Below are 21786 nucleotides of genomic sequence, written 5' to 3'. Positions count from 1 at the left end.
AGTTCTTGATGAGCAGGATGAAGCCCAGGTCAGCGTTCTGCAGCTTGTACTGGTAACCCGAGTCGCGACCTACACGGCCCGAGTGCCAGATTTCCCCGGCGAACTCGACCATCGCGCCCGGTTTCTCGAATAGCGCCATGATCTCCGGGCGGATCAGCCCGCGGTACAGCTGGCGGACCGTATCCACGCCGCAGCGCAGCAGGCGAACGCCTGACAGGTCCTTGAAGCCCGTATAGCCAATGTCCAGAAACAGCCGGCCGGTGCTGCTTTCCTCGCCGGTGGTTCGATCAACGCGGATGAAATCTTTAACTTGCATCGGTTTTACCTTTATTGAGCTTTTGCCACTGAACCCACAACTGGTTATCTGACGTGTTACAGGGACGTCAGCGCGGGGGCGCGCGCACGCCGGCACAGGCGACGCGCTCGCTACGCTCGGCGTAGAACTGTGCTGCCGTGCGCGCGCTCATTAGCTGCCATGCAGTAACGGCGTCGATGAAGAACTCGATTGGGTCATCCAGGCACGGTTGTTCCTGGGTGAATGGCGGGAGGGAGGGACGATCAGGCGGCGGCGTGCCGGCAAGGGCGATACAGAGCACGAGGCTGGCCAGCCCGAGGAGCAGGTGCGGGAGGCAGAGATAGGCGCGGCGTGCGAGGACGAAGAACACCAAGGGCGCTGCCCTTGTCATCCCGCTCTTGCCGCCGAGGGCTCGGGAGCGTGGGGTGGAAAAGCTACCCCACACTCCCAGCGATAGGCTGTTCATGGTCGTGCAGGGTCAAGGGTGCGCTGCGCCCGTGCTTCCGTTCGCCGGAACGGTGAAGCTGTTCCGACGAGCCGGGAGCGCGGCCCTTGACCTTGCAGAGTTGGGAAGGGCGATACGGCCCAGTACGTTGCCGGAACCATGCCGGTCGCGGTGCCGCATCACCCTGATCGTGCGAATGTCCGAAAAGAACACTTCATTCGGGTAAGAGTCATCCCGGTTCATATCGAAGGTCAGGAAGTACCCGTGGTCGTACACGCCTTCCATCGGCACCACCATGCCGACGATATGCAGGCACTGCCAATAGGATTCCGGCTCATCATCCCAGTGCAGCTCAACGAGAACGGTCTGGCCGATATAGTCCTGGGCGGTGGAGGCGTCCACAACGACATGCTGGCTAGTCATGGCTGTAATCCCCCGCGGCGAAGTTCTCCTTTCCGCTCAGCAGGTCGGCCCGCAGCTTGCCCACGTTCACCATGCGGAAGTCCGAGAAGGTGACGCTGGGTAGCGTGCCGTTCTCTACCCACTCAGTGACTTCCTCCACCGGAATGCCGCTGGCCGAGGCGAAGGTCACGATGCTGCACAGGTTGCTGATGGCCGCGCCCAGGGGCACAACGTTGCTGCCGTTTTGGTCTGCGTTCGGCTTACTCATCGGTGTAGTCCCCCTGGGCGAAGATGGTTTTGCCCTTTGCCAGATCGGTACGAATCTGGGCGAGGTTGACCACGCGAGGCCGACCCATTTTTACGCTGGGGATGGTGCCGCTCTGCATCCAGGCAATTACGGTATCGACGCTGACGCCTAGCATCGCCGCGTAGACCTCCTTGCTGCACATGAGAGCGTTACGGCAATCGAGATAGATCACTCGCTTGCCGTCCAGATCAAAGCTCACGTCGAAGGGTGGTTCGTTTAGATGCGTAGTCATCGCCTATCCCTGCCTTTGAAATGTTCATAAACTGTGGTTATCGGGTGTTTCAGGCGGAAGGTAAAATATTTACCGCCTGGGCAAAATATATACCTATGATCCGCGATGGTAAATATTTTACCTAGCAGTGGTAAGAACGAATGGAATTAACCCAAGACCGCGTTAGAGCCTTAGTGCATATGCTGGGTCATCGCGTGGTTGCCGATGCAACTGGATTGAAGCCGGAAAGGCTCAAGACAATTCGCTACAACCGAGATGCGCAGGTGCGTACCAACGAGCTGGACGCCATTGCCTGCGCTTATCAGCAGTACAGTCTTTGGCTACGCACGGGCGAAATTGACTTAAGCCGAGGGCAAATCAGTCCGGCCTACGCCGAAGCGGACCTAAAGTTGGAAGGACAAAACGCGGGCAGCAAATAACAGCCGAAGCGGCCCGGCGATGGTTCAGCCGAAAGACATGATTCCAGGGAGAAGGGCATGGGAAACATCATCGACATGGCAAGCTTCGAGCATCTCCGCAGGTCAAACACGGATGACCGCTACACATGCCCGAAGACCAACGTAACGTTCCCCTATATCTACAAAGTGCTAGTGCCTGAGGGCGAGCTGGTAGACGAAGTGCCGGTCTTCATCGGCACCTACAGCACCGAATACCGCCTCAAAGAGCCATCGAACCTAGAGCAGCTTCCAGGCTTTCCCCCTCTGACCGTAACCAAGATCAGCACACTCGATGCTGACGCCGAAATCTATCTCGACGTAATCCACTTCACCAATAAAGAAAGAGCGATTGGCTTCAGGCAGGCATGTGCCCATCTAGGAATAGAGCCAGAATCTGTTCGTGGCTTAGAGGATGATCAAGGTGTCTTCCTTCTTCTGCGAAGAGGTAACCCCGTAAAGAAACAGGGGCACATAATCTATCGGAGCAGCAAGCTTCAATACTTTAATCAGTTAGGGGGCGAGATTGAATGTGAGTATGTCGCTGCATTCAATGGTAGCGGTGTTATCGTGCCCCTTGCTGATATAGAGAATTGTGAGGAATAACAAGTGTAGGGTTGGACGAGCAAAGTGCGGGCGGTAAAGAAAAGTCGATGCGGCTCGGCGATGGTTTTCGCAAATTGAAGGCGTGTCGTAAGTCTGCTACAACCCAAATGCAGAAGCGTTTGTTGTAAATTAATAATTTTTATATATGGTTTCGCGGTTAGCAGTTAATCTACCAGTCCATATTCGCAGCTTGATCTGCTATGTGTTCCAAATAATCAACAAGTTGCTCCATTTCTTCTACAGATTGCATAGCCTTTTCATAGGTCCCGTCAGCTGCGAGTGTTAGAATCATCGGAAGTTCTGTTCGTTGAAGATAAAAGCGTGCAGGCTCTCTTTCATCGGCCCAAAGATACTCCATAAAGTCACTAATTGTTTTTATCGCTTCTGCGTCCGCAATGTCTACAGGTCCGGTTAATGATAATGGGCGATGAGTATTTGTAAGTAGAACAGGTACCGCTCCTGCGTCGGAGTGGAAGGAAAATGCTTCACCTCTTTTTCCAAACGATCCATGAGCAACGAAATTTCGATGCTGTCTTCTGATTTCAGAAAGAGCGTCATGGTAGCTTTTGGCTTTCGGTTCCGTAATATTGAATGCCGATTTGTATTTAATGCTCCAGTCTGATGCGACTAGCTCGGCAACCTCGTTTCCCGTTTTGATACGCCCTTGGATTATGGCTAAATGAATAAATACATGTTCAGTAAAGCTGAAAAACGCATCAATCGCTGAATTTGCTAACCAACGTACCTTTTGAAAAATTGTGAATGGCTGGGAAAAATAACCACTGTTAAGGTTTTTCATATCTTCCCAAGACGCCATGCTTCGGTGCTCTATCTCCTTCTTTTGTTGTGTGTAGGCAGATTCATACTCGCGCACGAAATACTGAAAGCGTTGGTGGAGCTCTCCAGTTACGTTTCTAACATTTATTGAGGAGTTTGCTATGGCTTCCTTGGCTCGCCATTCAAAGTAAGGTTTCGCTATTCTTGCAGCCTTTCTGATTTTGTTTGCTATTTCTTGAGCTTGGATTTCTTGTGCTTCTGCTTTTTCCGCAAAAATGCCAAGCCCCATCTTTCTGTGTTCAATGAGGTATTTTCTTCCTAGATATTCGATGGGGACAGACCAAGCCAGCTTCTCGAACTGTCCAAGGTTTTTAAATCCCAATAGATCAACCAATAGAAAGTAAGTTAGATAATACGGGGGAAGGCTTCGTCCTGCGTTTGTTCGTTGGCCTGATAGCAATATTGAGCTGGGGGAGGGCGTGCTTGTCGCTGGTTTAATAGGTGATATCGCCCGTTGCACGGAGGCTTTAACTTTTAATAGGTTCTCTGGTAGATCCATGCGCTGTGCTCGCTAGATTAAAGGATACTGAAAACACTATCTATTGAAGTCGGAAAAAGGGGACGGATTTATTTTCCGAGCGCGATGAGTTCATCGATATCTAGCCGTACAGCGCGCTCATCACGTCGTGCACGCGCAATCTCGGCGAGGTGGGCATCATCGACGACCTCCAGCAGCGCCTCGTACAGCGCGGGCGGAACGGCATAAAAGGCTGGCCTATTTCGATGGAGGATGACCACCGCTTCGCCAGCACCTTCGCGGATAACCCGCATCGGGTTTCTTTTCAGGTCGGTTGTTGATGCCGCAACATCCGCCAGTACCTTAAATGCCATTTTTCAAGCCTTTCAGGCAAAAGCCAGTTTGCCAACATGCTGCAGATCCACATGTTGCCGGGCAACCCACAGATCGTAGGCATCCTGCATGGAGAGCCAGCTTTCAGGTGAGCGACCAAGCGCTACGGATAGGCGCAATGCCATTTCCGGCGTGACGCGACTGGTGCCCTTCAAGACGCGGCTCAGGGTGGAGGGGGCAACGCCGAGCTTTTCGGCCAACTCACGCCCGCTGATGCCGTTCGGCTCCAGGTAGATATCGGTGATGAACTCACCAGGATGGGGAGGGTTGTGCATGCTCATCAGTGGTAATCCTCATAGTCCAGGACATAAGCGTTTCCGTCGCGAAACTCGAACGTCAGCCGCCAGTTGCCGTTCACCATGATCGACCAGCGTCCACGCATTTCGCCCTTGAGCGGGTGCAGCCGGAAGCCGGGGATATCCATGTCGTCTATCGTCATGGCCGTATCCAGGGCCGCCAGTTGCATCCGTAGCCGCTTGGCATGGGCTGGCTGTATGCCTGCCGTGCTGCCGGTTTCGAAGAGCTTGCGTAGCCCTTTGTGCTGGAACGTTTTGATCATTTGCTGAGCCTAGCATGTTGCGCAACACGCAACAACGTGGTGTCCCAAAATTGGCCGAAGTCTGACATTAGCCACACTGGACGGCATGTTAGGTGCGCTGGAGGCCTCGATTTTACTGGCTTCCAGCTTCTACGATGACAGGTGCCGATCTTTCGTAATGCGAAGGTCGCAGGTTCGACTCCTGTCTCCGGCACCAATGAAATCAAGGGGTTAGCTTCGGCTAGCCCTTTTGTTTTTGGGCCGGTGTCTCACAAGTGTCCCATTCTTGTCTCGGCGTCGATCACGCTGTCAGGCGGTACGCGACGTAAGCCAGGACGCCAAAGGCGGCGCCGAAAATCCCATAGATCGGCCATAGGCTTCGTTTTCTAGCCTCTGCTCGAGCATCGAGAATCTCTTGCGCCTGAAGGTGCACGTAGGACGGTGGCGTTCGTGTCTTGGCGGGCCGCTTGATTCGAGTTATCTCGCCTCGAGGAGGCTCCGTCGTTTGCGCCTTGGGTGCCGCATCAGCTCTGAAGTTGTCCCAGGAGGGCTTTTTGCCTTTCTGGCGCAGTTCTTCGCGATACCACTCGCGATCTTCCATTCCCATGTCTGCCTCCTTGCAACCACCGTTTCAATCGCAGCCAATCGTATAGCACTGGCCGCAAAACGCTAGCGATCCCCTCGGGGTGCTTCGAGCAACACCAATGGCGAATGACTGAGAACAGTCGCGAAGTGATCCGGCGCCAGATGCGAGTACCGCATCGTCATCTTGATATCGCCGTGGCCCAGGATTCGTTGCAGCGTGAGGATGTTGCCGCCCTGCATCATGTAGTGGCTGGCGAAGGTGTGCCGCAGGATGTGGGTCAGCTGGCCGGGTGTGTGCAGGCCGGTGCGTTCGTAGGCTTTGCGGAACGCCGATCGACAGGAGCTGAACAGCCGGCCCGATCCAGGGTAGCCACGCTCAAGCATCAGGTCCACCAGATCATCCGGCACGGGGATGGTCCGCACGCGGCCATTCTTCGTCCTGGCGAAGCGAACTTGCCCGTTCAGCAGCTGGTTACGGGTGATCGACTCCGCTTCATCCCATCGAGCACCAGTAGCCAGACAGAGCTTGGCGACGGGCAGGGTGTGGCTGTTGGTCGACGCGGCGCATTCATCCAGCACCAACCGGCATTCGTCCAGGGTGAGATAGGTCAGCTCGGTTTCATCGACCCGCAGTTGTCGCAGCTTGGCGACCGGGTTGGCTTCATGCCAGACGCCGAGGCGGATCAGCTCGTTGAATACGGCTTTCAGGTAGCGATGCTCATGGTTCACCGTTGCCGGAGTGCAGCTCTTGAGGCGTTCGGCCCGATAGCGGCTGAAATCCAGGGCGGTGAAGCTGGAGGCAATCGGGTTGCCCAGGGCTTCGACTATCGCCAGGGTGCGCCCATAGCGCTTCTGATCCTTGAGCGTGGCGCCATGCAGTTCGTACCAGACCTGCACCAGATCGGCGAGACGTTCGCCCGGGTCGCGGCCCCGATGGCTGTACTCCCGGCGCATATCGACTACCCAGCGTTCAGCCTCGCTCTTGGTGCGGAAGCCACGCTTGCGCTTGCGGATGCCGGCTGTTCTATCCAGCCAGAAATCCACGTCCCAGCCGGTTGGTCCCTTGGTGATCAAACAGCACGCCCCCAGCGAACGTGACGCTCCTCGAGCAGTGCCTTGATGTGCTTGTACAGGTCACGCTCGGTCATTTCCTTGGCGGCGTAGTGGTCACGGATCACCGGCCAACAGTCCCATTGCTGCAGCGTCTCAAACGCCTTTTTTGCGCCCACCCGCTCCCTTGCCAGCAGGCTTACGAAGTTTCCCAGGAACAGTTCCACGTTCTTGCCTGAGAAGCCTCGAGAGGTCTTGTAGTACCGCTTGTATTCGGTGTCATCGACCAGCGAATCCACGGCCACATCTACCCGCACGTCATCGCGCATCAGTGTCCAGATCGGCTCGTAGTAACCAGGGCGAGCAATGAGCTTGAACTGGCGCAGGCCGTAGCGCCACAGGCCGTCCAGATGGGCCGAGAAGGCGGCGAAGGAGTCCGTGTCGATGGCTTCCCCGGTCTTCACGTCAATCGAGCCGCTGGCGAATTGCTGGATGACCGAGTGGTGATAGCGCAGCTCCACCCGCCACACGTCCTGGGCTGGATCGTAGTTGTCCGGATCAGCCGCATCGAACGAATCCCGACGCCGCCAGACGCTTTCCCAGAAGTCGAGCTTGTCCGTTGCGCGGGCCTGTTCGGTCTTGTTGTAGATGCAGAGCTGCACGCCACCAGCCGAGCCGAACATGGACGTTTCCCCGCGCCCGTAGACGCTGGACTTGGTGGCCCACTCGACCTGGCTGATGCCCGAGATATCCCGGTGTGTCCTGGCCCGGCAATGCAGGCGTGCCACCAGATCGACCGGGGGCTTCCAGCCTTGCAGATCCAGGGCAAGGTGAACGGCACACTGGTTGCGCTCCCGGTTGGTCATCACCGCAGCGGCGTAGTAGTCCATCCGCTCTTGCAGCCGTTCCGGCGACAGCGCGTCGATGGCGTGCGGTGATACCTCGATTTTCAGGTGCGGGCCGATGTGTTCCAGCTTCGCGTTGAAGTTCTTGATGAGCAGGATGAAGCCCAGGTCAGCGTTCTGCAGCTTGTACTGGTAACCCGAGTCGCGACCTACACGGCCCGAGTGCCAGATTTCCCCGGCGAACTCGACCATCGCGCCCGGTTTCTCGAATAGCGCCATGATCTCCGGGCGGATCAGCCCGCGGTACAGCTGGCGGACCGTATCCACGCCGCAGCGCAGCAGGCGAACGCCTGACAGGTCCTTGAAGCCCGTATAGCCAATGTCCAGAAACAGCCGGCCGGTGCTGCTTTCCTCGCCGGTGGTTCGATCAACGCGGATGAAATCTTTAACTTGCATCGGTTTTACCTTTATTGAGCTTTTGCCACTGAACCCACAACTGGTTATCTGACGTGTTACAGGGACGTCAGCGCGGGGGCGCGCGCACGCCGGCACAGGCGACGCGCTCGCTACGCTCGGCGTAGAACTGTGCTGCCGTGCGCGCGCTCATTAGCTGCCATGCAGTAACGGCGTCGATGAAGAACTCGATTGGGTCATCCAGGCACGGTTGTTCCTGGGTGAATGGCGGGAGGGAGGGACGATCAGGCGGCGGCGTGCCGGCAAGGGCGATACAGAGCACGAGGCTGGCCAGCCCGAGGAGCAGGTGCGGGAGGCAGAGATAGGCGCGGCGTGCGAGGACGAAGAACACCAAGGGCGCTGCCCTTGTCATCCCGCTCTTGCCGCCGAGGGCTCGGGAGCGTGGGGTGGAAAAGCTACCCCACACTCCCAGCGATAGGCTGTTCATGGTCGTGCAGGGTCAAGGGTGCGCTGCGCCCGTGCTTCCGTTCGCCGGAACGGTGAAGCTGTTCCGACGAGCCGGGAGCGCGGCCCTTGACCTTGCAGAGTTGGGAAGGGCGATACGGCCCAGTACGTTGCCGGAACCATGCCGGTCGCGGTGCCGCATCACCCTGATCGTGCGAATGTCCGAAAAGAACACTTCATTCGGGTAAGAGTCATCCCGGTTCATATCGAAGGTCAGGAAGTACCCGTGGTCGTACACGCCTTCCATCGGCACCACCATGCCGACGATATGCAGGCACTGCCAATAGGATTCCGGCTCATCATCCCAGTGCAGCTCAACGAGAACGGTCTGGCCGATATAGTCCTGGGCGGTGGAGGCGTCCACAACGACATGCTGGCTAGTCATGGCTGTAATCCCCCGCGGCGAAGTTCTCCTTTCCGCTCAGCAGGTCGGCCCGCAGCTTGCCCACGTTCACCATGCGGAAGTCCGAGAAGGTGACGCTGGGTAGCGTGCCGTTCTCTACCCACTCAGTGACTTCCTCCACCGGAATGCCGCTGGCCGAGGCGAAGGTCACGATGCTGCACAGGTTGCTGATGGCCGCGCCCAGGGGCACAACGTTGCTGCCGTTTTGGTCTGCGTTCGGCTTACTCATCGGTGTAGTCCCCCTGGGCGAAGATGGTTTTGCCCTTTGCCAGATCGGTACGAATCTGGGCGAGGTTGACCACGCGAGGCCGACCCATTTTTACGCTGGGGATGGTGCCGCTCTGCATCCAGGCAATTACGGTATCGACGCTGACGCCTAGCATCGCCGCGTAGACCTCCTTGCTGCACATGAGAGCGTTACGGCAATCGAGATAGATCACTCGCTTGCCGTCCAGATCAAAGCTCACGTCGAAGGGTGGTTCGTTTAGATGCGTAGTCATCGCCTATCCCTGCCTTTGAAATGTTCATAAACTGTGGTTATCGGGTGTTTCAGGCGGAAGGTAAAATATTTACCGCCTGGGCAAAATATATACCTATGATCCGCGATGGTAAATATTTTACCTAGCAGTGGTAAGAACGAATGGAATTAACCCAAGACCGCGTTAGAGCCTTAGTGCATATGCTGGGTCATCGCGTGGTTGCCGATGCAACTGGATTGAAGCCGGAAAGGCTCAAGACAATTCGCTACAACCGAGATGCGCAGGTGCGTACCAACGAGCTGGACGCCATTGCCTGCGCTTATCAGCAGTACAGTCTTTGGCTACGCACGGGCGAAATTGACTTAAGCCGAGGGCAAATCAGTCCGGCCTACGCCGAAGCGGACCTAAAGTTGGAAGGACAAAACGCGGGCAGCAAATAACAGCCGAAGCGGCCCGGCGATGGTTCAGCCGAAAGACATGATTCCAGGGAGAAGGGCATGGGAAACATCATCGACATGGCAAGCTTCGAGCATCTCCGCAGGTCAAACACGGATGACCGCTACACATGCCCGAAGACCAACGTAACGTTCCCCTATATCTACAAAGTGCTAGTGCCTGAGGGCGAGCTGGTAGACGAAGTGCCGGTCTTCATCGGCACCTACAGCACCGAATACCGCCTCAAAGAGCCATCGAACCTAGAGCAGCTTCCAGGCTTTCCCCCTCTGACCGTAACCAAGATCAGCACACTCGATGCTGACGCCGAAATCTATCTCGACGTAATCCACTTCACCAATAAAGAAAGAGCGATTGGCTTCAGGCAGGCATGTGCCCATCTAGGAATAGAGCCAGAATCTGTTCGTGGCTTAGAGGATGATCAAGGTGTCTTCCTTCTTCTGCGAAGAGGTAACCCCGTAAAGAAACAGGGGCACATAATCTATCGGAGCAGCAAGCTTCAATACTTTAATCAGTTAGGGGGCGAGATTGAATGTGAGTATGTCGCTGCATTCAATGGTAGCGGTGTTATCGTGCCCCTTGCTGATATAGAGAATTGTGAGGAATAACAAGTGTAGGGTTGGACGAGCAAAGTGCGGGCGGTAAAGAAAAGTCGATGCGGCTCGGCGATGGTTTTCGCAAATTGAAGGCGTGTCGTAAGTCTGCTACAACCCAAATGCAGAAGCGTTTGTTGTAAATTAATAATTTTTATATATGGTTTCGCGGTTAGCAGTTAATCTACCAGTCCATATTCGCAGCTTGATCTGCTATGTGTTCCAAATAATCAACAAGTTGCTCCATTTCTTCTACAGATTGCATAGCCTTTTCATAGGTCCCGTCAGCTGCGAGTGTTAGAATCATCGGAAGTTCTGTTCGTTGAAGATAAAAGCGTGCAGGCTCTCTTTCATCGGCCCAAAGATACTCCATAAAGTCACTAATTGTTTTTATCGCTTCTGCGTCCGCAATGTCTACAGGTCCGGTTAATGATAATGGGCGATGAGTATTTGTAAGTAGAACAGGTACCGCTCCTGCGTCGGAGTGGAAGGAAAATGCTTCACCTCTTTTTCCAAACGATCCATGAGCAACGAAATTTCGATGCTGTCTTCTGATTTCAGAAAGAGCGTCATGGTAGCTTTTGGCTTTCGGTTCCGTAATATTGAATGCCGATTTGTATTTAATGCTCCAGTCTGATGCGACTAGCTCGGCAACCTCGTTTCCCGTTTTGATACGCCCTTGGATTATGGCTAAATGAATAAATACATGTTCAGTAAAGCTGAAAAACGCATCAATCGCTGAATTTGCTAACCAACGTACCTTTTGAAAAATTGTGAATGGCTGGGAAAAATAACCACTGTTAAGGTTTTTCATATCTTCCCAAGACGCCATGCTTCGGTGCTCTATCTCCTTCTTTTGTTGTGTGTAGGCAGATTCATACTCGCGCACGAAATACTGAAAGCGTTGGTGGAGCTCTCCAGTTACGTTTCTAACATTTATTGAGGAGTTTGCTATGGCTTCCTTGGCTCGCCATTCAAAGTAAGGTTTCGCTATTCTTGCAGCCTTTCTGATTTTGTTTGCTATTTCTTGAGCTTGGATTTCTTGTGCTTCTGCTTTTTCCGCAAAAATGCCAAGCCCCATCTTTCTGTGTTCAATGAGGTATTTTCTTCCTAGATATTCGATGGGGACAGACCAAGCCAGCTTCTCGAACTGTCCAAGGTTTTTAAATCCCAATAGATCAACCAATAGAAAGTAAGTTAGATAATACGGGGGAAGGCTTCGTCCTGCGTTTGTTCGTTGGCCTGATAGCAATATTGAGCTGGGGGAGGGCGTGCTTGTCGCTGGTTTAATAGGTGATATCGCCCGTTGCACGGAGGCTTTAACTTTTAATAGGTTCTCTGGTAGATCCATGCGCTGTGCTCGCTAGATTAAAGGATACTGAAAACACTATCTATTGAAGTCGGAAAAAGGGGACGGATTTATTTTCCGAGCGCGATGAGTTCATCGATATCTAGCCGTACAGCGCGCTCATCACGTCGTGCACGCGCAATCTCGGCGAGGTGGGCATCATCGACGACCTCCAGCAGCGCCTCGTACAGCGCGGGCGGAACGGCATAAAAGGCTGGCCTATTTCGATGGAGGATGACCACCGCTTCGCCAGCACCTTCGCGGATAACCCGCATCGGGTTTCTTTTCAGGTCGGTTGTTGATGCCGCAACATCCGCCAGTACCTTAAATGCCATTTTTCAAGCCTTTCAGGCAAAAGCCAGTTTGCCAACATGCTGCAGATCCACATGTTGCCGGGCAACCCACAGATCGTAGGCATCCTGCATGGAGAGCCAGCTTTCAGGTGAGCGACCAAGCGCTACGGATAGGCGCAATGCCATTTCCGGCGTGACGCGACTGGTGCCCTTCAAGACGCGGCTCAGGGTGGAGGGGGCAACGCCGAGCTTTTCGGCCAACTCACGCCCGCTGATGCCGTTCGGCTCCAGGTAGATATCGGTGATGAACTCACCAGGATGGGGAGGGTTGTGCATGCTCATCAGTGGTAATCCTCATAGTCCAGGACATAAGCGTTTCCGTCGCGAAACTCGAACGTCAGCCGCCAGTTGCCGTTCACCATGATCGACCAGCGTCCACGCATTTCGCCCTTGAGCGGGTGCAGCCGGAAGCCGGGGATATCCATGTCGTCTATCGTCATGGCCGTATCCAGGGCCGCCAGTTGCATCCGTAGCCGCTTGGCATGGGCTGGCTGTATGCCTGCCGTGCTGCCGGTTTCGAAGAGCTTGCGTAGCCCTTTGTGCTGGAACGTTTTGATCATTTGCTGAGCCTAGCATGTTGCGCAACACGCAACAACGTGGTGTCCCAAAATTGGCCGAAGTCTGACATTAGCCACACTGGACGGCATGTTAGGTGCGCTGGAGGCCTCGATTTTACTGGCTTCCAGCTTCTACGATGACAGGTGCCGATCTTTCGTAATGCGAAGGTCGCAGGTTCGACTCCTGTCTCCGGCACCAATGAAATCAAGGCTCGCAGCTATGCGGGCCTTTTTCGTTTCTGGGTCGGGGTTACGCCGGGGTTACGTTTCGGGAGCTCTTGTCGAGTGAGCAGGGCGGATGAGCGATGCTGGCAGATCATCGGCTTTGTAAGGTTTGCCGAAACACACGCAATAGAGTTCCTCCATCATTCCCTGGACGAAGTGGCCTGGGGCTGCCCCTTTGCCGGCTGCGCGCTGCGCCACGCCGTTCAGCCTGGGATGCGAACGTGGCATTTGTATGGTTTGGGTGGATACCGTTTTGGATACCGCCGCTTGGATACCACCTCAGTGCTGGTACGCAAAACGTGGTGCGCAAGGTGGTACGCACGGAAATGGACATTTCAGCGATGCGTACCGGCTCTCCGGGCTGACCATATCGGCGGCCGTCCAATTCCTGTTTTGATGGCAAAGACGCTGAGCTTTTTCTTATGCAGCCTACAGCCTCGGTATGAGGCATGCGTCTGCGGGCTTCGCCGGCCGTACCCAGACCTGCACGAGCTCTGGACCTGGATGATCCCGCTCGAAAACTTTACCTGTACAGGTAGCCAGACTAGATGTGTCTTCTCCGTAGACATATTGTGTGAGCGGCTGACTCATTAAGCAGAGCCGTCCACTCTGCGACTGCAACAGCGGGTGCCAAAGGCAACTGCAGTACAGAACTCACCAACGCGGTAGCAAGGAGCAAATACAGATGAAAAAGCCGGCTACGGTAGCCGCCCTAGAGGATCTAGGACGCGTAAGACTATCCAAGCACTTCTTCATGCGAGATTTCCTGTACTCGGAAATCTCGCAGATTGAAGGCATTCCCAACATCCCGGATTACCCTGACCGTGCCATTGAGGCTGGGCGTCAGCTTTGCGAATTATTGCTGGAGCCGCTCCAAGATCGTTTTGGCCGGATCTGTATTCGCTCCGCCTATCGGGCTCCGGCAGTCAATGCGAAGGGCGCAGAAAATAAAAACCAATATAGTTGCGCCGCAAATGAGAGCAACTACGGTGGGCATATCTGGGATTACTTGGATACCGATGGCTATCTGGGTGCGACCGTTTGTGTTGTGGTGCCCGCGTTGTTGCCCTGGTATGAGGAGCGGCAGGACTGGACGCCGCTGGCTTGGTGGATTCACGACAATTTGCCGTACGCCAGCCAATTCTGGTTTCCCAAATTGGCGGCGTTCAATTTACGGTGGAGCGCGAACCCGAACACGCTGCCCTCTATAAACACCTATGTGGCAAACCCGCATACCGGAGATAAACGGGCGCTGGTGAAGGAGGGCGTCGCCACGCTTAGTTTGGAGGAGCGCAAAGCGATCATTCGGCCTTGGTTAGCCAGCTTGGGGTAAATTCACACCGACGTGATAGATCGCTCGACGTTGCTTCAAGTTGAGCAAGTGGATCTGAATAGATCCGTTTAGCGGGCCGCTAGGAGTTTAGCTTTACCCGATGATGGCACAAAGATATTGTGGCCATCGCAGCATCTCTTAGCGGTGCTGCTGCACGTCAAGGAAGGCCTTCAAGCGCGCTTTCATTAATGCATACTCGCTTCCTCAGGCTGTTCGGCTCGGGCATATATCGCCCTTGTCGGGGCGTCCGAATTGCTATCGTTTTGGGACCGGCGCATGGACAAGAAGTCATTATCCGAGCGGGATATCTGCAGCAAATACATCTCGCCTGCGATCGCCATGGCGGGCTGGGATATTCAGAAGCAGGTCCGTGAAGAAGTCAGCTTCACCAAAGGGCGCATCATCGTGCGCGGCAAGCTACACAGCCGCGGCGAGTCACGCCGAGCTGACTACATTCTCTATCATCAGCCGAACCTTCCGATTGCTGTCATTGAGGCGAAGGACAATAAGCACTCCCTGGGCTCGGGTATGCAGCAGGCGCTGGGATATGCCGAAGCGCTGGACGTGCCCTTCGTGTTCTCCAGTAACGGCGATGGCTTTTTGTTTCATGACCGCAGCGGCACGGGTGATCAGGTCGAAACGGAGCTGAGCCTCGGCCAGTTCCCCGGCCCCGCCGAACTCTGGCAACGCTATTGCCGCTGGAAAGGCCTGAAAGGTAATGCCCAACAGAAGGCCGAGGCGCCGTACTACGACGACGGCTCCGGGCGCATGCCGCGCTACTACCAGACCAATGCCATCAACCGCACAGTAGAAGCGGTCGCACGAGGGCAGGATCGCGTCCTCTTGGTCATGGCCACCGGCACCGGCAAGACCTACACCGCATTCCAGATCATCTGGCGGCTGTGGAAGTCGAAACAGAAGAAACGCATCCTCTTTCTGGCCGACCGCAACATCCTCGTCGACCAGACCAAGAACAACGACTTCAAGCCCTTCGGTGCGGCGATGACCAAGATCGCCAAACGGCAGATCGATACGTCCTACGAAATCTATCTGTCGCTGTATCAGGCCGTCACCGGCGCCGAGGAAGAGCAGAACGTCTACAAGCAATTCTCCCGAGACTTCTTCGACCTGATCGTGATCGACGAATGCCACCGAGGCAGCGCAGCGGAGGATTCGGCCTGGCGAGAGATTCTTGACTACTTCTCTGGTGCTACCCATATCGGCCTTACCGCCACGCCGAAGGAAACCAAAGAGGTTTCCAGCATCACCTACTTCGGTGAGCCGGTGTACAGCTACACCTTGAAGCAAGGTATCGAAGACGGCTTTCTCGCACCGTACAAGGTGGTTCGGATCGATTTCGACAAAGACCTGCAAGGCTGGCGGCCACCGAAGGGCATGCTCGATAAGAATGGCGAGCTGATTGAAGACCGTATCTACAACCTCAAGGACATGGACCGCACCCTGGTCATCGAGGCGCGCACTCAGCTGGTAGCGCAGAAGGTCACCGAGTTTCTCAAAGCCACCGATCCGTACCAGAAGACCATCATTTTCTGCGACGACATCAACCACGCCGAGCGTATGCGGCAGGCGCTGGTCAACCTCAATCCTGAGCGCGTGGCCGAGAATCGCAAGTACGTCATGCGTATCACTGGGGATGATCAGGAAGGCAAGGCCGAGCTGGACAACTTTATCGACCCTGAGTCGCGCTACCCGGTCATTGCCACCACCAGCAAGCTGATGACCACCGGTGTTGATGCCCAGACCTGCAAGCTGGTAGTGCTCGACCAGCACATCAAATCCATGACCGAGTTCAAGCAGATCATCGGACGGGGCACCCGCATCAACGAGGATTTCGGCAAATACTGGTTCACCATCATGGATTTCAAGAAGGCCACCGAGCTGTTTGCCGATCCGGCCTTCGATGGCGATCCCGTTGTGATTTACGCTCCGTCAGGCGATGAGCCTCCGGTCCCGCCGGACGATCTGTTGGAAGGCGACGGTATTACCGCAGGCAGCGAGGCCGAGGCCGGTGAGCTGGAGTTCACTGGCGAGGAAGACGGCAAAAGGCGCATCAAGTACGTCATCGACAGCATTCCCATCTACGTCATCGCCGAGCGCGTTCAGTACTACGGGCCGGACGGCCGGCTCATCACCGAGTCGTTGAACGACTACACCCGCACCTGCGTGAAAAAGCAGTTCGCTTCGCTGGACGACTTTCTCCGCCGCTGGAGTGATGCCGAGCAGAAGAAGGCGATCATCGACGAGTTAGCTTCTCAGGGCGTGATGTGGGAAGCCTTGGCCGAAGAAGTGGAAAAGAAGCAGGGCAAGCTGTTGGATCCGTTTGACCTGATATGCCACGTTGCCTTCGATCAGCCGCCCTTGTCGCGCCGCGAGCGTGCCGATCAGGTAAAGAAGCGCAACTATTTCGCCAAGTACTCCGGCTCAGCCCGCCAGGTGTTGGAAGCGCTGCTGGATAAATACGCCGACACCGGTGTTGAACATATCGAAGACATCAAAATCCTCCAGCTCGACCCCTTCAGCCAGATCGGTGCGCCCATTGAATTGGTGAAGGCCTTTGGCGGTAAGGCAGGTTACAACAAGGCCATCCATGAGCTGGAAGACCAGCTGTATGCATCTTGACCTACTCCAGCCCGTGCACACCGACCGAGAAATAGATATGGAAATGGATAAAGCCGCATGGCGCGCGCTCATCGCAGGAAAGATGGAAGCCGCACCACCAGTTACTCGCGGTGCAGCCACTGCAGCGCGTTACGCTATGGCGCTTAGACAGATCGAAAGCGATATGAGTCAAGCGCAACGGGACATGCTTGTAGGTCACGCCTCTGCGCCTGAGCAAACGCTTTGTATGCGCGAGATTGCCCAGCTAGGTGGCTACGACACCTTCAATACCGCCAATTTGAAGTATGGCGAGCTAGCTCACGCTCTCGCCGACGCCCTAGACATCACCCGCCTCGAATATTGGGTCTATTGCTTAGCAACATTTTTTGGTGCTCCGGGTAAATTAGAGACACAGGTGACAATGCACCCGGAACTGTACGAGGCGCTTATTCTGATCGGATGGGTATCGGGCCCAGCCTCTAACGCTTCCGCAATCGAATTAAGCGAGACGGAGCTAGCTTTACCAGCCACAGAGAGGGCGGCGCTAATCAAGGCCCGCATTGGTCAATCCTTCTTTCGGGAACAACTCCTCGAATATTGGAAGAGCTGCGCCGTAACTGGCTGTGGCAGGTCAAGATTATTATTCGCCTCACACATTAAACCCTGGCGCGTCGCCAGTGGGGCAGAGCGGCTCGATCCGTTCAACGGCCTCCTGCTGACACCGAACCTTGACCTGGCCTTCGACCAGGGCCTGATTAGTTTCGACGACTCCGGGCAGATTCTCCTTGGCGAGGATCTGGACCCAGACAGCGCGCGAGCGCTCAATATCTCCCCCGAACTTCGCCTGCGCCAGATCAACCCGCGGCATCGCGGCTACCTGGCTTGGCATCGTGAAAATCTGTTTAGGAAGTAAGCATGTCCATCAGCTCCACCATCAAATCCATCCAGGACATCATGCGCAAAGACGTAGGCGTCGACGGCGACGCCCAGCGCATTGGCCAGCTGGTCTGGCTGCTGTTCCTCAAGATCTTCGATGACCGCGAGCTGGAATGGGAGCTGATGGACGACAACTACCGCTCGCCCATTCCTGAGAGCTGCCGCTGGCGCACCTGGGCTGCCGACCCGGAAGGCATGACCGGTGATGCGCTGAAGGACTTCATCGACAACAACCTGTTCCCGCAGCTGCAAAACCTGCACGAGTACAGCAACACGCCATCCGCCTTCGTGGTGCGCAGCGTGTTCGAAGACGCCTACAACTACATGAAGTCCGGCCAGCTGCTGCGCCAGGTGATCAACAAGATCCAGCAGGGCGTGGACTTCAACAAGGCGCAGGAGCGCCACGAGTTCGGCAACCTCTACGAACAACTGCTGCGCGACCTGCAGAATGCCGGTAACGCCGGTGAGTTCTACACGCCACGCCCGGTCACCGAGTTCATGGTACGCATGGTCGACCCCAAGCTGGACGAGAAGGTCATGGACCCGGCCTGCGGCACCGGTGGCTTTCTCACCTGCACCATCGAGCACAAGCGCAGCCGCTATGTAAAAACCGCCGAGGACGAGCGCACGCTGCAAGCGAGCATCTACGGTGTGGAGAAGAAGCCGCTGCCGCACCTGCTGGCCACCACCAACATGATCCTCCACGGCATTGAAGTGCCGAACCAGATCCGCCACGACAACACCTTGGCCCGTCCGCTGATCAGCTGGGGGCCGAAGGAGCGGGTCGACTGCATCGTGGCCAACCCACCGTTCGGTGGAATGGAGGAGGACGGTATCGAAACCAACTTCCCGGCCGCCTTCCGTACCCGTGAAACCGCCGACCTGTTTCTCGTGCTGATCATGCACCTGCTGAAAGAGGGCGGTCGCGCTGCCGTGGTGCTTCCTGACGGCTTCCTGTTCGGTGAAGGCATCAAAAGCCGCATCAAGGAAAAGCTGCTCACCGAGTGCAACCTGCACACCATCGTTCGCCTGCCCAGCGGTGTGTTCAACCCCTACACCGGCATCAAGACCAACCTGCTGTTCTTCACCAAGGGCACGCCGACCAAAGAGGTGTGGTTCTACGAGCACCAGTACCCAGCCGGCGTGAAGAACTACTCCAAGACGCGCCCCATGCGTATCGAAGAGTTCGCCGTAGAAGAGGCGTGGTGGGGCAGCGAGGCCGATGGTTTTGCCGCACGCGTGGAAAACGAGTTCGCCTGGAAGGTCAGCCTGGATGACCTGAAAGCTCGCAACTGGAACCTCGACTGCAAGAACCCCCATGTCGGCGAGCAGATCAGCCACGACCCGGACCAACTGCTGCGGGACTACGCCCAGCTGCAAGGCGAAATCAGCCAGCTGCGCGACCAGCTCAAGGCCGTGCTGGCCGAGGCGCTGGAGCGGCCATGAGCGACGTCGCGATCTATGAAAGTGCCAGCGGCCAGATCGCCGTCACCGTCGAGCACGACAGCGTGTGGCTACGCCAGGAGCAGCTGGCCGAGCTGTTCGGCCGTGACCGCACTGTGATCGGCCGGCATATCCGCAACGTCTTTGCCGAGGGCGAGCTGGAGCGTGAAAGCAATGTGCAAAATCTGCACATTGCTGGCTCTGACAAGCCGGTGACCTTTTACAACCTCGACGTGATCATCTCTCTCGGCTACCGGGTGAAGTCCCGTGAAGGCACGCGCTTTCGCCAATGGGCCAATGAGGTACTCAAGCAACACCTGACACGCGGCTACAGTCTCAACCGCGAACGCTTCGAGGCCAACGCTCGCGAGCTGGAGGCGGCATTGGAACTGGTGCGCAAGGCCGCTCGCACGCCCGAACTGGGCGAAGCCGGCGGGCGTGGGCTAGTGGAAATCGTCAGCCGCTACACCCAGACCTTCCTCTGGCTGCAGCGCTACGACGAAGGCCTGCTCACCGAGCCAACGGGCAGCCCCGGCGGTGAGTTGCCCGACGCAGCCCAGGCGCGCCGGCAACTGGCTGAACTCAAAGCCCAGCTGATGGCCCGTGGCGAAGCCAGCGACCTGTTCGCCCGCGAACGCGGCGATGGCCTGGCTGCATTGCTCGGTAACCTCGAACAGAGCGTATTCGGCGAGCCGGCCTACCCGAGCCTGGAGAGCAAAGCGGCGCACCTGCTGTATTTCGTGGTCAAGAATCATCCCTTCGCCGATGGCAACAAACGCAGCGGCGCCTATCTCTTCGTCGACTTCCTGCACCGCAACGGCCGCCTGCTCGATGCTGAGGGCAATGCCGTGATCAATGACACCGGTCTGGCAGCCCTAACCCTGCTGGTTGCCGAATCCGCCCCCGCACAGAAAGACACCCTGATCCGCCTGATCATGAACATGCTTGCCCCGGAAAATCGCCCATGACCGCTCTGCTGACCGACAACCTGCCGCTGCTGGCCGGTGCACCTAATGGCATCAAGAAACTGCGCGAACTGATTCTGGAACTGGCGGTGCGCGGGAAACTAGTGCCGCAAGATCCGAATGATGAGCCGGCCAGTGAGTTGCTAAAGCGCATTGCCGAGGAAAAGACGCGGTTGGTGGTCGAGGGCAAGATTAAGAAGCAGAAGCCGCTTGCGAAGATTGAGGACCAAGAAAAGCCATTCGTCATACCCACTGATTGGGAGTGGGTAAGGCTTGATTCTCTGCTCAAAAAAATTGGGGCCGGTAGCACTCCATTAGGCGGGAAGCAGGCTTACGTGGCTAAAGGGGTCAAATTCCTTCGATCTCAGAACGTTTGGAATGAAGGACTTCGTCTTAATGACGTTGCTTTCATACCTGAAGCAACACACCAAAAAATGTCAGGAACACATGTTGAAGCAGGTGACCTGCTTTTCAATATCACAGGCGCGTCCATTGGGCGCTGTGCCGCAGTTCCTTCTAACTTTGATACAGGTAACGTTAGTCAGCACGTAACTATTATTCGGCCAGTTTCAAGCAACACTCAGCCGTTCCTTCATGTGGTGCTGGTCTCGCAACTGGTCCAGCAGACCGTTATGGATGTGCAGGTAGGGGTTTCGCGTGAAGGACTCAGCATTGGGAAGCTGTCTCAATTTCTAATACCTTTCCCCCCCGAAGCCGAACAACACCGCATCGTCGCCAAAGTCGATGAGCTGATGGCCCTGTGCGACCGCCTGGAAGCCCAGCAGGCCGACGCCGAAAGCGCCCACGCCCAACTGGTGCAAGCGCTGCTTGATAGCTTGACTCAAGCCGCCGATGCCGAGGACTTCGCCGCCAGCTGGCAGCGCCTGGCTGAACACTTCCACACCCTGTTCACCACCGAATCCAGCATCGACGCCCTCAAGCAATCCCTGCTGCAACTGGCCGTGATGGGCAAACTGGTGCCGCAAGACCCCAACGATGAGCCAGCCAGTGAATTGCTTAAGCGGGTTGCTGAGGAAAAGGCGCGGTTAGTAGCGGAAGGCAAGCTCAAGAAGCAGAAGATACTTTCTGAAATCGACGAAGAAGAAAGGGCTTTTGAGTTGCCACAAGGCTGGCAATGGGTGAGAAAAGCAGAGGTTTTCAGCTTCCTTAATGGCTACGCCTTCAAAAGCGAATGGTTCCGACCAGAGGGCATTCGGTTACTTCGCAACGTCAACGTTTCGCATGGAGTAATCAACTGGAAGGAAACTGCCTGCATTTCGGAAGAGCAGGCGGCCGAATTTGAAGGATTCGTACTGGACGAAAACGATGTCGTCCTGACGCTTGATCGTCCGATTATTTCAACAGGCCTGAAGTATGCGGTCATACGCTGTGCTGACCTTCCCTGCCTGCTGCTACAGCGGGTAGCCAAGATAGCCCCGTATGCGGGCGCTGTTACCGTCAGTTATCTATCTGCTTGGCTAAATTCACGCTTCTTCGTCGACTCCATTGATCCGGGAAGGAGTAACGGGGTTCCACATATATCGACGAACCAAGTCGCGAGCATGCCTTTTGCTCTCCCCCCCCTTACCGAACAACACCGCATCGTCGCCAAAGTCGATCAACTGATGGCCCTCTGCGATCAACTCAAAACCCGCCTGACCCAGGCTCGCCAACTCAACGAACAGCTGGCCACCGCATTGGTCGAGAAGGCTGTGGTCTGAACAAGGAGTGCAGG

General features: G+C 55.9%; 29 protein-coding genes and 1 pseudogene. 10 read left to right on the top strand and 20 right to left on the bottom strand.

Features of this window, described 5'->3' with window-relative positions:
* The 5 genes and pseudogenes from F753_RS0124580 to F753_RS26640 form a co-directional block, all read right to left on the bottom strand.
* A pseudogene (locus F753_RS0124580) lies at positions 1 to 316 on the bottom strand (hypothetical protein); the annotation flags it as partial.
* Between the two features lie 67 nt (positions 317 to 383).
* On the bottom strand, positions 384 to 686 hold the full coding sequence (locus F753_RS26655; protein ID WP_031297123.1) for a hypothetical protein: 303 nt from the start codon (positions 684 to 686) through the stop codon (positions 384 to 386).
* 87 nt (positions 687 to 773) lie between these two features.
* A complete protein-coding gene (locus F753_RS26650) occupies positions 774 to 1163 on the bottom strand; it encodes a hypothetical protein (protein WP_023443842.1) in 390 nt (129 codons plus the stop codon).
* Positions 1156 to 1410: a hypothetical protein gene (locus F753_RS26645; RefSeq protein WP_023443841.1), complete on the bottom strand. Its 255-nt coding sequence runs from the start codon at positions 1408 to 1410 to the stop codon at positions 1156 to 1158. The genes F753_RS26650 and F753_RS26645 overlap by 8 nt, the downstream gene beginning before the upstream one ends.
* A complete protein-coding gene (locus tag F753_RS26640; RefSeq protein ID WP_023443840.1) occupies positions 1403 to 1681 on the bottom strand; it encodes a helix-turn-helix domain-containing protein in 279 nt (92 codons plus the stop codon). Before F753_RS26640 ends, F753_RS26645 begins: the two co-directional genes overlap by 8 nt.
* Before the next feature lie 140 nt (positions 1682 to 1821).
* Here F753_RS26640 and F753_RS26635 point away from each other — a divergent pair, with 140 nt between their 5' ends.
* Complete coding sequence (locus tag F753_RS26635) at positions 1822 to 2100, top strand: hypothetical protein (protein ID WP_031297121.1); 279 nt, start codon at positions 1822 to 1824, stop codon at positions 2098 to 2100.
* 57 nt (positions 2101 to 2157) lie between these two features.
* Positions 2158 to 2721: a hypothetical protein gene (locus F753_RS26630; RefSeq protein WP_023443838.1), complete on the top strand. Its 564-nt coding sequence runs from the start codon at positions 2158 to 2160 to the stop codon at positions 2719 to 2721.
* Positions 2722 to 2890: 169 nt separating this feature from the next.
* Here the strand turns inward: F753_RS26630 and F753_RS49900 are convergent, their stop codons facing one another.
* From F753_RS49900 to F753_RS26580, 11 genes are all read right to left on the bottom strand, one after another.
* A complete protein-coding gene (locus F753_RS49900; RefSeq protein ID WP_031297120.1) occupies positions 2891 to 4057 on the bottom strand; it encodes a hypothetical protein in 1167 nt (388 codons plus the stop codon).
* A gap of 68 nt (positions 4058 to 4125) precedes the next feature.
* Positions 4126 to 4389, bottom strand: coding sequence for a type II toxin-antitoxin system Phd/YefM family antitoxin (locus tag F753_RS26625; protein WP_031297119.1), 264 nt, complete (start codon positions 4387 to 4389; stop codon positions 4126 to 4128).
* A gap of 12 nt (positions 4390 to 4401) precedes the next feature.
* Complete coding sequence (locus F753_RS26620; RefSeq protein WP_023443834.1) at positions 4402 to 4689, bottom strand: HigA family addiction module antitoxin; 288 nt, start codon at positions 4687 to 4689, stop codon at positions 4402 to 4404.
* A complete protein-coding gene (locus F753_RS26615) occupies positions 4689 to 4967 on the bottom strand; it encodes a type II toxin-antitoxin system RelE/ParE family toxin (RefSeq protein WP_023443833.1) in 279 nt (92 codons plus the stop codon). The genes F753_RS26620 and F753_RS26615 overlap by 1 nt, the downstream gene beginning before the upstream one ends.
* 280 nt (positions 4968 to 5247) lie before the next feature.
* Positions 5248 to 5553, bottom strand: a complete 306-nt coding sequence (locus F753_RS26610) for a hypothetical protein (protein WP_023443846.1) — start codon at positions 5551 to 5553, stop codon at positions 5248 to 5250.
* Between the two features lie 62 nt (positions 5554 to 5615).
* Complete coding sequence (locus F753_RS26605; protein WP_023443845.1) at positions 5616 to 6605, bottom strand: phage integrase; 990 nt, start codon at positions 6603 to 6605, stop codon at positions 5616 to 5618.
* Positions 6602 to 7882 (bottom strand): hypothetical protein, encoded by a 1281-nt coding sequence (locus F753_RS26600; protein WP_023443844.1) that lies wholly within the window; start codon positions 7880 to 7882, stop codon positions 6602 to 6604. Before F753_RS26600 ends, F753_RS26605 begins: the two co-directional genes overlap by 4 nt.
* Positions 7883 to 7949: 67 nt before the next feature.
* The gene (locus tag F753_RS26595) at positions 7950 to 8252 is read right to left on the bottom strand and encodes a hypothetical protein (protein WP_031297123.1); all 303 of its coding nucleotides are present in this window, start codon (positions 8250 to 8252) and stop codon (positions 7950 to 7952) included.
* 87 nt (positions 8253 to 8339) lie between these two features.
* Positions 8340 to 8729 carry a hypothetical protein gene (locus F753_RS26590; RefSeq protein WP_023443842.1) on the bottom strand — a complete coding sequence of 130 codons (390 nt, stop codon included), beginning with the start codon at positions 8727 to 8729 and terminating at the stop codon, positions 8340 to 8342.
* A complete protein-coding gene (locus F753_RS26585) occupies positions 8722 to 8976 on the bottom strand; it encodes a hypothetical protein (RefSeq protein WP_023443841.1) in 255 nt (84 codons plus the stop codon). The genes F753_RS26590 and F753_RS26585 overlap by 8 nt, the downstream gene beginning before the upstream one ends.
* Complete coding sequence (locus tag F753_RS26580; protein ID WP_023443840.1) at positions 8969 to 9247, bottom strand: helix-turn-helix domain-containing protein; 279 nt, start codon at positions 9245 to 9247, stop codon at positions 8969 to 8971. The genes F753_RS26585 and F753_RS26580 overlap by 8 nt, the downstream gene beginning before the upstream one ends.
* Before the next feature lie 140 nt (positions 9248 to 9387).
* Here F753_RS26580 and F753_RS26575 point away from each other — a divergent pair, with 140 nt between their 5' ends.
* Both F753_RS26575 and F753_RS26570 read left to right on the top strand, forming a co-directional pair.
* Positions 9388 to 9666 (top strand): hypothetical protein, encoded by a 279-nt coding sequence (locus F753_RS26575; protein WP_031297121.1) that lies wholly within the window; start codon positions 9388 to 9390, stop codon positions 9664 to 9666.
* Between the two features lie 57 nt (positions 9667 to 9723).
* Positions 9724 to 10287, top strand: a complete 564-nt coding sequence (locus F753_RS26570; RefSeq protein WP_023443838.1) for a hypothetical protein — start codon at positions 9724 to 9726, stop codon at positions 10285 to 10287.
* 169 nt (positions 10288 to 10456) lie between these two features.
* Here the strand turns inward: F753_RS26570 and F753_RS49895 are convergent, their stop codons facing one another.
* From F753_RS49895 to F753_RS26555, 4 genes are all read right to left on the bottom strand, one after another.
* Positions 10457 to 11623, bottom strand: a complete 1167-nt coding sequence (locus tag F753_RS49895) for a hypothetical protein (RefSeq protein ID WP_031297120.1) — start codon at positions 11621 to 11623, stop codon at positions 10457 to 10459.
* A 68-nt stretch (positions 11624 to 11691) separates the two neighbouring features.
* Positions 11692 to 11955: a type II toxin-antitoxin system Phd/YefM family antitoxin gene (locus F753_RS26565; protein ID WP_031297119.1), complete on the bottom strand. Its 264-nt coding sequence runs from the start codon at positions 11953 to 11955 to the stop codon at positions 11692 to 11694.
* A gap of 12 nt (positions 11956 to 11967) precedes the next feature.
* Positions 11968 to 12255, bottom strand: coding sequence for a HigA family addiction module antitoxin (locus F753_RS26560; RefSeq protein ID WP_023443834.1), 288 nt, complete (start codon positions 12253 to 12255; stop codon positions 11968 to 11970).
* A complete protein-coding gene (locus F753_RS26555) occupies positions 12255 to 12533 on the bottom strand; it encodes a type II toxin-antitoxin system RelE/ParE family toxin (protein ID WP_023443833.1) in 279 nt (92 codons plus the stop codon). Before F753_RS26555 ends, F753_RS26560 begins: the two co-directional genes overlap by 1 nt.
* A gap of 907 nt (positions 12534 to 13440) precedes the next feature.
* Between F753_RS26555 and F753_RS26550 the strand changes: the two genes are divergently transcribed.
* The 6 genes from F753_RS26550 to F753_RS26530 all read left to right on the top strand — a co-directional run bounded on the left by F753_RS26550 (position 13441) and on the right by F753_RS26530 (position 21772).
* Positions 13441 to 14088: a hypothetical protein gene (locus tag F753_RS26550; RefSeq protein ID WP_003285663.1), complete on the top strand. Its 648-nt coding sequence runs from the start codon at positions 13441 to 13443 to the stop codon at positions 14086 to 14088.
* Positions 14089 to 14364: 276 nt separating this feature from the next.
* Positions 14365 to 16728: an EcoAI/FtnUII family type I restriction enzme subunit R gene (hsdR, locus tag F753_RS26545; protein ID WP_023443832.1), complete on the top strand. Its 2364-nt coding sequence runs from the start codon at positions 14365 to 14367 to the stop codon at positions 16726 to 16728.
* On the top strand, positions 16697 to 17620 hold the full coding sequence (locus tag F753_RS48855; protein WP_245218613.1) for an HNH endonuclease: 924 nt from the start codon (positions 16697 to 16699) through the stop codon (positions 17618 to 17620). Before hsdR ends, F753_RS48855 begins: the two co-directional genes overlap by 32 nt.
* 2 nt (positions 17621 to 17622) lie before the next feature.
* Entirely contained in the window at positions 17623 to 19089 is a 1467-nt protein-coding gene (locus F753_RS26540; RefSeq protein ID WP_023443830.1) for a type I restriction-modification system subunit M, read from the top strand.
* Complete coding sequence (locus tag F753_RS26535; protein ID WP_003285667.1) at positions 19086 to 20054, top strand: virulence RhuM family protein/type II toxin-antitoxin system death-on-curing family toxin; 969 nt, start codon at positions 19086 to 19088, stop codon at positions 20052 to 20054. Before F753_RS26540 ends, F753_RS26535 begins: the two co-directional genes overlap by 4 nt.
* Positions 20051 to 21772 (top strand): restriction endonuclease subunit S, encoded by a 1722-nt coding sequence (locus F753_RS26530; protein WP_023443829.1) that lies wholly within the window; start codon positions 20051 to 20053, stop codon positions 21770 to 21772. The genes F753_RS26535 and F753_RS26530 overlap by 4 nt, the downstream gene beginning before the upstream one ends.
* The last annotated feature ends 14 nt before the right edge of the window (positions 21773 to 21786 follow it).

It is taken from the genome of Stutzerimonas chloritidismutans AW-1 (assembly GCF_000495915.1).
In the GTDB taxonomy this organism is placed as follows: Bacteria; Pseudomonadota; Gammaproteobacteria; order Pseudomonadales; family Pseudomonadaceae; genus Stutzerimonas; species Stutzerimonas chloritidismutans.
Note: the sequence above shows the minus strand (reverse complement) of the source record. Positions and strands in the feature narration are given on the sequence as shown.

Coding starts and splice junctions, on each gene's coding strand:
- F753_RS26610 (WP_023443846.1), bottom strand. CDS start 5,553: ATGGGAATGGAAGATCGCGAGTGGTATCGCGAAGAACTGCGCCAGAAA.
- F753_RS26625 (WP_031297119.1), bottom strand. CDS start 4,389: ATGGCATTTAAGGTACTGGCGGATGTTGCGGCATCAACAACCGACCTG.
- F753_RS26540 (WP_023443830.1), top strand. CDS start 17,623: ATGTCCATCAGCTCCACCATCAAATCCATCCAGGACATCATGCGCAAA.
- F753_RS26595 (WP_031297123.1), bottom strand. CDS start 8,252: ATGACAAGGGCAGCGCCCTTGGTGTTCTTCGTCCTCGCACGCCGCGCC.
- F753_RS26575 (WP_031297121.1), top strand. CDS start 9,388: ATGGAATTAACCCAAGACCGCGTTAGAGCCTTAGTGCATATGCTGGGT.
- F753_RS49900 (WP_031297120.1), bottom strand. CDS start 4,057: ATGGATCTACCAGAGAACCTATTAAAAGTTAAAGCCTCCGTGCAACGG.
- F753_RS26530 (WP_023443829.1), top strand. CDS start 20,051: ATGACCGCTCTGCTGACCGACAACCTGCCGCTGCTGGCCGGTGCACCT.
- F753_RS26590 (WP_023443842.1), bottom strand. CDS start 8,729: ATGACTAGCCAGCATGTCGTTGTGGACGCCTCCACCGCCCAGGACTAT.
- hsdR (WP_023443832.1), top strand. CDS start 14,365: ATGGACAAGAAGTCATTATCCGAGCGGGATATCTGCAGCAAATACATC.
- F753_RS26640 (WP_023443840.1), bottom strand. CDS start 1,681: ATGACTACGCATCTAAACGAACCACCCTTCGACGTGAGCTTTGATCTG.
- F753_RS26570 (WP_023443838.1), top strand. CDS start 9,724: ATGGGAAACATCATCGACATGGCAAGCTTCGAGCATCTCCGCAGGTCA.
- F753_RS26615 (WP_023443833.1), bottom strand. CDS start 4,967: ATGATCAAAACGTTCCAGCACAAAGGGCTACGCAAGCTCTTCGAAACC.
- F753_RS26535 (WP_003285667.1), top strand. CDS start 19,086: ATGAGCGACGTCGCGATCTATGAAAGTGCCAGCGGCCAGATCGCCGTC.
- F753_RS48855 (WP_245218613.1), top strand. CDS start 16,697: ATGAGCTGGAAGACCAGCTGTATGCATCTTGACCTACTCCAGCCCGTG.
- F753_RS26555 (WP_023443833.1), bottom strand. CDS start 12,533: ATGATCAAAACGTTCCAGCACAAAGGGCTACGCAAGCTCTTCGAAACC.
- F753_RS26655 (WP_031297123.1), bottom strand. CDS start 686: ATGACAAGGGCAGCGCCCTTGGTGTTCTTCGTCCTCGCACGCCGCGCC.
- F753_RS26560 (WP_023443834.1), bottom strand. CDS start 12,255: ATGAGCATGCACAACCCTCCCCATCCTGGTGAGTTCATCACCGATATC.
- F753_RS26585 (WP_023443841.1), bottom strand. CDS start 8,976: ATGAGTAAGCCGAACGCAGACCAAAACGGCAGCAACGTTGTGCCCCTG.
- F753_RS26565 (WP_031297119.1), bottom strand. CDS start 11,955: ATGGCATTTAAGGTACTGGCGGATGTTGCGGCATCAACAACCGACCTG.
- F753_RS26600 (WP_023443844.1), bottom strand. CDS start 7,882: ATGCAAGTTAAAGATTTCATCCGCGTTGATCGAACCACCGGCGAGGAA.
- F753_RS26550 (WP_003285663.1), top strand. CDS start 13,441: ATGAAAAAGCCGGCTACGGTAGCCGCCCTAGAGGATCTAGGACGCGTA.
- F753_RS26580 (WP_023443840.1), bottom strand. CDS start 9,247: ATGACTACGCATCTAAACGAACCACCCTTCGACGTGAGCTTTGATCTG.
- F753_RS26650 (WP_023443842.1), bottom strand. CDS start 1,163: ATGACTAGCCAGCATGTCGTTGTGGACGCCTCCACCGCCCAGGACTAT.
- F753_RS49895 (WP_031297120.1), bottom strand. CDS start 11,623: ATGGATCTACCAGAGAACCTATTAAAAGTTAAAGCCTCCGTGCAACGG.
- F753_RS26645 (WP_023443841.1), bottom strand. CDS start 1,410: ATGAGTAAGCCGAACGCAGACCAAAACGGCAGCAACGTTGTGCCCCTG.
- F753_RS26620 (WP_023443834.1), bottom strand. CDS start 4,689: ATGAGCATGCACAACCCTCCCCATCCTGGTGAGTTCATCACCGATATC.
- F753_RS26635 (WP_031297121.1), top strand. CDS start 1,822: ATGGAATTAACCCAAGACCGCGTTAGAGCCTTAGTGCATATGCTGGGT.
- F753_RS26630 (WP_023443838.1), top strand. CDS start 2,158: ATGGGAAACATCATCGACATGGCAAGCTTCGAGCATCTCCGCAGGTCA.